The following is a 10452-nucleotide window of genomic DNA, read 5'->3' as shown; positions in this document are numbered from 1 at the left end:
GGCTCTCCAGGAAGAGCCGGATCAGCGGACGCTGGACCGTACCGAGCAGCAACGCCACCGCGAGCCCGCCGATGACGATCAGCGCGGCGGCGGACAACAGGCTGAACAGCGGGTCGGTCACCCGGCTGGCGTTCTCGGGGACGGTCACGAGGGTGACCACGGACAGCCCGAGGCTGGTCGCGTCGGTGGCCTCGCCGGCCTCGGGCGCGGCGAGCGTGGCGTAACCGACGACCGGACGCTCCTGGCTGATGCGGGTGCCGGTCATGGTGCCGCTGACGCCGAAGAACCCGCCGGAGCCCGGCTCCTTGGTGGTGACGGGGTTCGCGGCGGACTTCTTGGCGGCGAGCTTCGCGAAGGAGGCGAGCTGCTTCTTGGTCTCCTTGACCTCCTCCTCGACGGTCTTCGAGGGGATGTCCTCGGGGCCCCGGAGTCCGTCGCTGCTGAGGATCGTGCCGCCGGAGTCGACCACCGCGATCGCCCGGAACTTGCCGAGGCTGATGCCGGGAACCTTCAGGCTGTTCGAGGTGACCAGAAGCTGCTGCGGCCGGCCCTCCCACGACAGCAGGGCGAAGGTGAGCAGCCGGGTCTCGCCGTTCTTCAGCCGCACCATCCGGGGGGCGAGCCCGTCCTTGTCGGACAGCTTCTCCCGGTCGACCGCCAGGAGCGGCACGTTCTCACCGCGCGCGGCGAGCAGCTTGCCGGACTTGATCTCGACGATGGCCGAGCCGCGCCACTTCTGGTAGACGCTGCCCAGCTTGTCGAGGACCGTGTCGGCGGAGACCGGATCGCCCGCGTTGAAGAGCGACGCGGTCCGGTTCAGGTCGGTGATGGACTCGTCGAGCGACGCCCGCAACGCGATGGCGCCGTCCTCGGCGAAGTGCTGCTGCGAGGTGCGTACGGCCGTGGGCAGGGGCTCGTTGTCCGGCTTGCCGAATCCGAGCGCCGTGAGCCCGGCCAGCGCGAGCAGGAGGGCCGAGAGGACCGCGATCGGCGGGCGTATGCCGCCCAGGAGCGACATGTCGGCCCGCCTGCGGACCTTGTGCCGCCGTTTCGCCGACGAAACGGCCATGGGGTGGTACCTCTCTCAGGATGATGCGGGCAGCCGGGGCTGCGGTGCCCGCGCGCACGCGATGTAAGTGGGTGGGGTGAGAGGTCCGGACGGGACCGATTCACCGCGAAAAGAGGACTGGTCGCAGGGTCGAATGGTTGTCCAGAACCGGCTTGGTGTGCCTGTGATTTGAATTACAGGCGTAACACGCCGGATACGTGGAACCTCCGCCCGGATCTTCGCCTCGTACCCCGCCCTACTCCGGCAGCTCGTGGAGGGGCGACAGCCCGTCCTTGATCGCGCCGCGGTTCAGCATCGTGCCCTGGGTACGGTCGAAAGCCAGCCGGTAACGGGCGAGCTGCTCCTCGCTGTACTTCGTACCGTCCGGCGCGGCGCCCGCCTTCACCGCCTCCGCCGGGTCCAGCAGCCGGTAGTCCCTGACCGCGCCCGCCGGGAGCTTGTCGGGCTGCTCCGGGTCCTCCGGCTCCGGCGGCACATCGACGAACGTCGGCAAGTACTGCGCCTTCACGTCCCACTCGCCGCCGCGCTTGGTGAAGGTGAACCAGCCGATGGCCCCCTCCTCGGACTGGCCGTTCGGCACCTCGTGCCGGGCCATCTGGTTGCCGAGGCCGAAGGCGATCCAGGTGTTGCCGATCTTCTCCATCGGCTGCACGACATGGGCGTGGTGCCCGATCACCAGATTGATGCCGGTGCTCTTCGCGATACGGCGCGCCAGCTCCAGCTGCGAGGTGCTCGGCGCCGACTGGTACTCACGTCCCCAGTGGATGCTGAGGATGACCACGTCCGCCCCCGCCTTGCGGGCCCGCTGTTCGGCTTCCTTGATCGCCTTGAAGGACGTCTTGTTGGCCAACCAGGGCTTGTCCGCGGGAACTTCGTTACGGACGAAGCCGAACGCGAAGGAGATCTGCGCCACCTTCACGCCCTTCACGTCCATGATGAGCGGTTTCTCCCACTCTGCCTGGCTTCTGGCCGAGCCCGTGTGCTTGAGACCGGCCGCGTCGAGTGCGTCCAGGGTGCGGCGCACCCCGGCCTCGCCGTGGTCGATCGAGTGGTTCGACGCCGTCGAGCAGGTGTCGTAACCGATGTCCTTGAGCGTGGTGGTGATCTCCGGCGGGACCTGGAAGTTCGGGAACCCCTCGTAGGGCCCGCCCTTCTTGGCGACCACCGGCTCCATGTGGCAGATCGCCAGATCCGCCTTGCTGATCACGGGCTTCACCCCGGCCATCAGCGGTGCGAAGTCCAGGCTCCCGGCCTTGCCCCCCTTGGCCTTCGAGTCCTTCGCCGCCTGTTCCGTCAGCGGCGGGTGGATCAGTACGTCACCGGCGGCGGCGACCGTGAACGACGGACCGCCCCCCTTCGCGTCCGTGCCCCCGTCGTCGGAGCCGAGTACCGAGCAGCCCGCGACGGCCATGACGAGACAGGTGGCGAGAGAGGCTGTCGCGGTGGCGCGGAGGGCCGTGCGGGTGGCGGCGCGTCGTCCGCGGGGCAGAGGGGTGGGTTGCTTCACATAGGTATTTTGAACGTCATATGACACGATCTCCGACCGTGAAGATAACAATCATGGCAAGCCTGCTGGTCGGGGTCTTGATCGCGGCAGCTGTGGTGATCGTCACCCCGGTCCTGGACCGGAACTCCGACGAACCCTCCGCACCCGCCACCGGCAGTGACCTGGATCTGGAACGCCGGATCTCGGGATTCGCCGAGGACACCGTGGCCGACGCCGGATTCCTGCCGCCCGGCCGCGTCGAGCGCGAGACGGTGGCCGCCGGGGTCGGACTCTATCTCGACGGCAGACGCGGTGAGGCCGAACGCAAGCTCGCCGAGGTCGACTTCGGCGTACACATCCTCCGGGACACCGCCAAGGGCCGGCGGTACGCGGAGATCGCCGACCGGGCCCGCGAGGACGTGCGCGGCTGGGGGCGGGTGTACATCGACCTCGACGCGCCCGTCCGCTTCTCGGTACAGGTGCCGCACCCCGTCGCCGACTCCTACAGCGAATCCCTCGGCGCGGGGGTACTGCGGGGCGCCCCCGGCGGGGTGCTGGTCGTGGCCGGCGCGCACCGCGCGGCGGGCAAGGGGAACGCCGCGGATGTCGCCCACCGTACCGACACGATCTTCCACGCGGTCTGCGCGGAACTCGTCGCCCGCCGGCTCCCCGGCATCCAGGTGCACGGCTTCGCGGACTCGACGTCCCCGCCGCACGACGCGGTGGTGTCCACGGGTGCGGGCGACGACGGCCGCGCTCAGGCCGTCACCCTGGCGCGGGCGCTGGCGGACGACGGCTTCCGGGTGTGCCGCGCCTGGTCGTCCAAGTGCCCGCTGGCGGGACGGACGAACAAGCAGGGCAGGCTCGCCTCGGACGACGGAGTCCCTTTCATCCACGTGGAGTTCAGCCGTACGGTCCGGGAGAGCGAGGGCCGCAGCCGTCGCGTGGTGGAGGCGATGACGACGGCGGTGGCGGAGTGGAAGGCACCGGCGGAGGCGCGGACGGGGAGGTGAGGCGACTCCCGGGCCCCGGGGCCCGGGGCCTGGGAGCCGCCCCCGGGAGTCAGCCCGCCGTATCCGCCTCACCCACCGGGAAGGCGATGTCACAGACCTCGTCCGAGGCCGACGCGGCGTCCCAGTCGGCGAAGTAGATCTCACGGCAGGGCCCGCTGACCGACAGTCCCCGGTCCGCGATCCACTCCTCGACCGCCTCGAAGGCGGAGAGGATCTGCGGGTGCGCCACCTGGGCCTTGGTGATGCGTACGTACGCCAAGCGCTGCGCCGGTTCGATCCGGAGTGTGGTCGCACGGCCGGTACGGGGATGGCCGGTTCCCGTCAGGCCGCTCGCTGCCGCGTATGCCTCCGCCGCCGCGATGTCCGCGACCGGAACGCATGCCTCCGCGGGCCCGTCGCTGTCCGGGCTCACCGCCGCGTAGTACGCGACGAACGGGATGCCGGCGATGCCCCCGCACTCCCCGGCGGCCTTCCCCAGCCGGTCGAGAGCGGCCGGGATCCAGCGCGGCAGTTCGTCGGAGAGCACGTGTTTGCGCTCGGTGAGGACTGCCTGCTCCGGGGTGTCGATGGTCTTGACCTCGTACATGTGGGTTCTCCTGCCCGACAGTCGGTCACGGATATGGTCGGCGACCTCGCGCCGTACGGCATGGCGTTCCTCGACCGCGGTCCAGTAGCCCGCCACCTCGTCGGCGGCCCGCTCACCCGGCAGCGCGACCACTTCGGCGATCCTCGCCAGCGGCATGTCGAGCTGCCGCAGCAGCGCGACCAGCCTGGCGCGCTCCACCTGGTCCCGGCGGTACCAGCGATAGCCGGTGACCGCGTCGACCCGCGCGGGAGCGAGCAGACCGAGCCGGTCGTACAGCCGCAGAGCCTTGGGCGAGAGCCGCGACCGCGCCGCGAACTCGCCGATCGTGAGCAGTTCCACGAGGTCCCATCCTCCGTCACCGGACCGGTTTCGGCCCGGTGACCGGACGGTGCGCCCTGACCCTGGGGAAAGGTCAACCAGCCAATCGTGAGCTTCCGCTGCCGGAGAGTGGCGGGATCCTCCATAGTGAGGCGGCATGAGGTGCGAACGGTGCGGGAGTGGCCGGGGAGTATCGCTGCCGGGCGTGGTGTGTCCTGGGTGTTCCGGGTTCGCCGGGCACGGCGGGCGCGGAGGGCGCGGAGGGCGCGGCACGGTCGCGGGGGAGCCCCTGGGGCCGGGGGAGCCCCTGGGACATCTGCCACGCGACGGCGGGCGCTCGCGCAAGCGCCCACTGGTGACGGGGGCGGTGGTGGCGCTGGCACTGGGCACCCTGGGCGCGACACTCGCCCTGGTGGCCGGCTCCGACGGCGGAAGCGGAAGCGGGGCGGACGGCGCGGGGGCGCGCGGGGTCCCGACCAGGATCGGCCCACCGGAACTGCCGGGCCTGGACGGCGGAGGCTCTTCCACACCTCCGACCACACCCCCGACCGCGCCCCCGACCCCGACCGCATCCGCGACCCAGGACCCCGACGAGCCCCCCTCCCCGGATCCGGGCTACGCGGCGTGGGCGGGCCCGGGCTGCGCCTCGGGCGAGTACAGCGAACACGGCCGCTTCGAGAACGGCGACGCCGCCTGGTACACCGTCACCACCGGCGGCTACGCGGGTGGTTCATGCGACGGCCGCTTCTCCGCCGTCCCCATGTCCGGCAGCCCCGCCCAGGACCGCGGCTCCACGGCGACCTGGTCCTGGAAGCTCGGGAAGGCGTACGAGAAGTGCGCCCTGGCCGTCTACGTCCCGGACAGCGGGCGCCCCACCGACACCGCGGGCCACCCCACCGTCTACCGCGTCCTGCGCGACCCCACCGACACCACGTCCGCCTACGCCGCCTTCGGCGTGCGCCAGACCGTCCACCGCGGCAGCCTCGTGAGCGTGGGCAGTTACCGGGTGGAGGGCGAGTCCTTCTCGGTCCAACTCGTCGACCGGGGCAGGGACTGGGGAGGCCGGGACCGTTACGGAGCCCACCACGCGGCGGCCCAGATGAAGCTCAACTGCGCCTGACCCCTGACCCCTGACCCCTGACCCGTCCCGGCCCCTGTCACCCCTGTCGCCCCTGTCGCGGTACGCCGCGGTACGCCCTACCCGGCGAAGGCCTCGCCGAAGTACGACAGACCGCTGGGCCCGCCGACCGAGGCGGCGCCGAAGGACGTCGAACCGGTGGCGGTGACACCGCTCGTACCGGACGTGAAGAGCCAGACCGAACCCGCGCCCGCGTTCTCGGCGAAGGCACCGACCACCAGCTCCGCGCGGCCGTCCCTGTTGCTGTCCGTGAGCCCGACGGAGGCGCCGAACTGATCCTCGGCCTCGGAGACGCCGGGCACCCCCGCGGTGTTCTGCGAGAAGCTCGTGGAACCTGTGCCGGTCAGCCCCTTGGCGGAGCCGCGCAGCACGGTGACCCTGCCCGTGGACCTCGTGCTCCCGGTATCCTCGCCCGTCGCGCCGATCGCGACATCCGCGTAGCCGTCGCCGTTGGTGTCACCCGCGGCCAGACCCCAGCCGAAGCGGTCGCCCTTGGTGGCGGTGCCGGGAATTCCGGTGGTGTCCTGGGTGATACGGACCGGGGTACGGGTGGACAGCCCGGCGGCGCTGCCGTAGGTCACGGTGATCGCGCCTCCGTGGCCGCCGTTCGGCTCGTCGGCGGACTTCTCCATGAAGTTGCCGGTGACGATGTCGCCGTAACCGTCCTTGTCGACATCGGCGATGACCGCCTCGTAGCCCCCGGCGACCTTGCTCGACGCCTTGAGGCCGCTCGTTCCCCCCTTGTAGAGGACGCCGCGGGTCGGGTACACGTCGCCGTCGCTCACCTGCTGGCCCAGGACCAGGAGGTCGGTCGCGCCGTCGCCGTTGACATTCCCCGCGATGATCTTGTCCGCGCTGATGTCGGTCTGGGTGAGCGTGTCGATACCGACGCGGCCCGCCGCCTTGCCGGTCCGGGAGATCGGTCCCTTGAAGATGTTCAGTTCGGGCATGGAGTTATTGAGGGCGGCCAGGTCGGTGCGTCCGTCCCCGTCGAAGTCACCGGAAGCGATGTCCCAGCCGAGTTCGTTCCGGTACTTGGGCAGCGGCGCCGAGATGTCGACGGCGGACTTCAGTCCACTCGCGCCGCCCCAGACGACGGTGATGACGCCGAAGGAGTCGCTGTCGCCGATCTGCTCGCTGTGTACGCCGACCACCAGGTCGGTGTAGCCGTCACCGTCGAGGTCACCGGTGGTGAGACGGTCGCCGAAGAAGTCCCCCTCCTCCGCCACCCCCGGAACACCGGTGGTGGCCTGGCTGATGATGGCGCGCTTGGACTTGTCGAGTCCGTTCTTGGTGCCGTAGACGACGGCCACGTAGCCGGCCCCCTCCTTCCCGTTGATCTTCCCGAGGGGTGCGGCGATCGCGAGGTCGCGGTAACCGTCGCCGTTGAAGTCGCCCTGTATCCCGGACGGCGCGGCGACGGCGCTGCCCCCGGCGGCGAGCAGCAGACCGCTGACGAGAGCGGCCGAGGCGACGGTCGCGAGGGTGGTGCGCAGGTGCTGTTGCATGCGTGTCTTCTTCTCCTACGGCACGCCGGAAAGCCGTGGCGGCCCATCCGAATCGGTGTCCCGAGCCGACCACACGCGGGGGCCGGATCCTGACGGCCTCCGACCCCGCGCACACGCGTCGTCCGGTGCAGATGAGACGGGTGACGGGGCCCAAGGGTTGTACGGGACTCGGTGCACCGGGCCCACGCCGTCCGGCCGTCGCGCGAGGGATTCCGTACAGCTCCGCCGGCCCTGCCCCGCCCGGCCGGATGACAGCACTCAGTAACCGGCCGTGAGCCTTGTGTCGAGGAACCTGGGGTGCTCGATCTCGTCGACCACGACGACAGCCATGTCCTCGTAGCTCAGCCTGGCCTCTCCGTCGGTGCCGACGACTGGCTGGTCGACGCCGGTGCGATAGCGCCCGGTGCGGGTGCCCGGCTGGAAATATACGGGCGGCGGTGAGACATACGTCCAGGTCACCCCGGAACCGCTGCGGTACACGTCCAGCGCCTCGGCCTGTCCGGAGGCCATGGCGAGGAACTCGGCGGGGAACGACGGCAGGTCCAGAAACCGGGTCCCGTCCGGTGTCGTCAGCGTGGCTCCTCCCCCCATGTGGATGATCCGGGGCGCCGGATCGGGCAGCGCCGCGACGGTACCGACCAGCGTCTTCGCCACCGCGGGGTAGATGTCCCGGCCCGGCGCGCTCACCGCGGCCACCAGCACGTCGGCGTCCTTGGCCACGGTACGGACGGACTCCGCCGAGGTGGCGTCGCCGACCGCCACGGTCACGGAGCCGGGAAAGGACGACGCCGTCTCCTCGTGGTGCACCACGGCGGTCACCTCGTGACCCCGGCCCCCGGCCTCGGCCACGATGCGCTGTCCGAGCCGTCCGTTGGCACCGAAGACAACTATGCTTGTCATGATTCCTCCTGTTTCCCAGGGCTGATTCGATCTTCCGCGATCAGGAACCAGACGGAAAAGGTGACGAACGGACTCGGTATGGTCGCCATCGGACGTGACGGCGTACGGCACGTGGGGTTCAATGCCCCGGGCGGACCGGGCCTCGAACTGGAAGTGATGGACCGCACCGAGCTCGACCGACGCGTCCGGCACGGGCTCGGCCAGCCGCACCGCACCGGATTCCACCGGCTCATGCTGGTCGACGCCGGGCAGACCTGGCACGAGGTGGACTTCGTCGAGCACCGGCTCGACGAAGGGACGGTGCTGTGGGTGCGTCCCGGCCAGGTACAGCGGTTCGGCCCCCCGGTGGACGGCGAACTGGTCTTGTTCACCAACGAGGTGCCCGCCCCGAGCTCCGGCGAGTTGGCCCTGCTGCTCGGCGACATACGCCGCGGTCCCGTCTGGCACCCCGGGAGTGATGCCTACGTCGGCATCCGGGAGATGGTCCGTCAGCTGCGCCTGGAGGCCGGCAGCCCCACCTCGTCCGCCGACGAGGCCCGGCGCCACCTGCTCAGCGTGCTCCTGCTGCGCATCGGCCGCACCGCCCCGACCGTCTCGGCCCCCGGGGATCCCGACGGCATCGCCGCCCGGTTCGCCGCCGAAGTGGAACGCGATTTCGCCCGCACCCACCGGGTGGCCGACTACGCCGACCGGCTCGGCTACAGCGTGCGCACGCTCACCCGGGCCAGCTCCGCCGCCACCGGACTCTCCGCGCGTGAGGTGGTCGACGCCCGCATCACTCTGGAGGCCAAACGGCTGCTCGCCTACACCGACCTGGCAGCCGCCGCCGTGGGCAGTCGGCTCGGCTTCAGCGAACCGACCAACTTCGGGAAATTCTTCCTCCGTCGCACCGGACTCACCCCCGCCGCGTTCCGCCGCACCCTTGTCAGGTGAGGCGGCTCCTGTCCGGTGAGGCTCCTGTCCGGTGAGGCTCTTGTCAGGTGAGGCGCAGGAGGCGTTCGGCGTTGCCGTGGGCGATCTTGTTGAGGTCGGCGTCGCTGAGGGGGAGGCCGTGCAGGAATTCCATGGCCTGGCTACTGGACTCGTACGGGTAGTCGATGGCGAACATGATGTTGTCGATGCCGATCGCGAGGACGGCGCCGAGCAGGGCGCTGTTGGCCATGACGCCGCTGGTGGTGATGTGGAAGTTCTCCGTGAAGTACTCGGAGGGCTTCTTGGCGAGCTTCACATCGGTGATGAGGTAGGGCATCCGGGTATCGACGCGGGAGAGATGGAAGGGCAGGAGTTCGCCCATGTGGCCGAGGATGACCTTGGCCGTGGGGAACTGGTCGAACAGGCCGCTGGTGATCAGGCGCAGCGCGTGGGCGCCGGTCTCGACGGCCCAGGCGTAGGTGGGGCCGATCAGTTCGGGGCGGCCGTCGAAGACCGACCAGCCCAGGGGCGCGCTGTTGGGATGCAGATACAGCGGAACGTCGTGTCCGGCCAACGCCTCCCAGAAGACACGGAACTGGGGTTCGTCGAGGTAGTGGCCGAGGGTGTGGCCATTGACCAGGACGCCCGACAGGCCGAGGTCGTTGACGGCACGGTCCAGTTCTCGTACCGCGGCCCCCGGGTCCTGGAGGGGCATGGCGGCGAGTCCGGCGAAGCGGGTGGGGCGGGCCCCGACCACGCCGGCCAGGACGTCATTGGCCAGTTGGGCATCGGAGACGGCGATACGGGCGTCGGGCTGCATCTGCACGCCCGGGTTGGTGAGCGACAGCACCTGCATGTCGACGCCGTGCTCATCCATGTCCTTCAGACGCAGCTCCGTGAAGTCCGGCAGCCGACGTTCCACGTCGGCCAGGAAATCCGGCCGGAACGTGCTCGGCTGGTCCAGGGCCGCCCCTTCGGTGGCCATGTCCGGCACACTGAACGCTTCCTCAAGCGCGATTACCTTCATCTCGGGTTTCCCGTCCTCTGCTCGTCTTGTGGTGCGTCGTCCGACAGACGTCATCAACAAGACTGAAACCCACTGACTGCGACGGCAAATTGACCGACTCTGCCCCGTTATCGGTGGTAGCGCTGTGTGGCGAGCGCCGGACGGGGGGCATGGTGGCGGAACGGAGCGAAATCGCCTGTCCTGATCGCCCGTCGATCGCCCGTCGATCACCCGAGGCGATCGGAACATCGACTCCACGCGCGCCATTTCGCCATTTCGGCCACCAGCCGGCCCATCGGCAGCGCGGGGGACGACGGTCTCCGGTTCCAGAGCGATCATCCGGTCGCAGGCGGCACTCCACGCACTGGCCGGTCCGGCCCACATCACGGGTGTTCCCCGGATGAAGAGGAGGTCACCTGCGAAGAGAACCCGGCTCTCCGGTACCCATGCGATCACATCGCCCGAGGTATGCGCGGGGCCGAGGTTGTGGAGAGTCGACGCGTGACGCGTGATGAG

At 70.1% G+C, this 10452-nt stretch carries 8 protein-coding genes and 2 pseudogenes; 3 read left to right on the top strand and 7 right to left on the bottom strand.

The features are described from left to right. Positions 1–1069, bottom strand: a pseudogene (locus AB0M67_RS40170) (HAMP domain-containing protein); the annotation flags it as partial. 235 nt (positions 1070–1304) lie between these two features. Further along, a complete protein-coding gene (locus tag AB0M67_RS40165; RefSeq protein ID WP_365753017.1) occupies positions 1305–2576 on the bottom strand; it encodes a CapA family protein in 1272 nt (423 codons plus the stop codon). 53 nt (positions 2577–2629) lie between these two features. On the opposite strand from AB0M67_RS40165, the gene AB0M67_RS40160 reads away from it, so the two are divergent. Next, entirely contained in the window at positions 2630–3568 is a 939-nt protein-coding gene (locus AB0M67_RS40160) for a hypothetical protein (protein WP_365753015.1), read from the top strand. 49 nt (positions 3569–3617) lie between these two features. Here AB0M67_RS40160 and AB0M67_RS40155 read toward each other — a convergent pair whose 3' ends face one another. Then, entirely contained in the window at positions 3618–4493 is an 876-nt protein-coding gene (locus tag AB0M67_RS40155) for a MerR family transcriptional regulator (RefSeq protein ID WP_365753014.1), read from the bottom strand. 349 nt (positions 4494–4842) lie between these two features. On the opposite strand from AB0M67_RS40155, the gene AB0M67_RS40150 reads away from it, so the two are divergent. Next, positions 4843–5592: an adhesin gene (locus AB0M67_RS40150; RefSeq protein ID WP_365753013.1), complete on the top strand. Its 750-nt coding sequence runs from the start codon at positions 4843–4845 to the stop codon at positions 5590–5592. A 77-nt stretch (positions 5593–5669) separates the two neighbouring features. Here the strand turns inward: AB0M67_RS40150 and AB0M67_RS40145 are convergent, their stop codons facing one another. Both AB0M67_RS40145 and AB0M67_RS40140 read right to left on the bottom strand, forming a co-directional pair. Further along, the gene (locus AB0M67_RS40145; RefSeq protein ID WP_365753011.1) at positions 5670–7118 is read right to left on the bottom strand and encodes an FG-GAP and VCBS repeat-containing protein; all 1449 of its coding nucleotides are present in this window, start codon (positions 7116–7118) and stop codon (positions 5670–5672) included. Positions 7119–7376: 258 nt separating this feature from the next. Continuing rightward, the gene (locus AB0M67_RS40140) at positions 7377–8018 is read right to left on the bottom strand and encodes an NAD(P)H-binding protein (RefSeq protein WP_365753010.1); all 642 of its coding nucleotides are present in this window, start codon (positions 8016–8018) and stop codon (positions 7377–7379) included. Positions 8019–8078: 60 nt separating this feature from the next. Here AB0M67_RS40140 and AB0M67_RS40135 point away from each other — a divergent pair, with 60 nt between their 5' ends. Continuing rightward, on the top strand, positions 8079–8951 hold the full coding sequence (locus tag AB0M67_RS40135; RefSeq protein ID WP_365753008.1) for an AraC family transcriptional regulator: 873 nt from the start codon (positions 8079–8081) through the stop codon (positions 8949–8951). Between the two features lie 43 nt (positions 8952–8994). On the opposite strand, the gene AB0M67_RS40130 is transcribed toward AB0M67_RS40135, so the two are convergent. Then, positions 8995–9957, bottom strand: a complete 963-nt coding sequence (locus AB0M67_RS40130) for an amidohydrolase family protein (protein ID WP_365753006.1) — start codon at positions 9955–9957, stop codon at positions 8995–8997. A gap of 297 nt (positions 9958–10254) precedes the next feature. Continuing rightward, positions 10255–10449, bottom strand: a pseudogene (locus AB0M67_RS40125) (MBL fold metallo-hydrolase); the annotation flags it as partial. Positions 10450–10452 lie beyond the last annotated feature (3 nt).

Source organism: Streptomyces sp. NPDC051662 (assembly GCF_040681655.1).
GTDB lineage: Bacteria > Actinomycetota > Actinomycetes > Streptomycetales > Streptomycetaceae > Streptomyces.
This window is presented reverse-complemented; position numbering and strand designations above follow the sequence as displayed.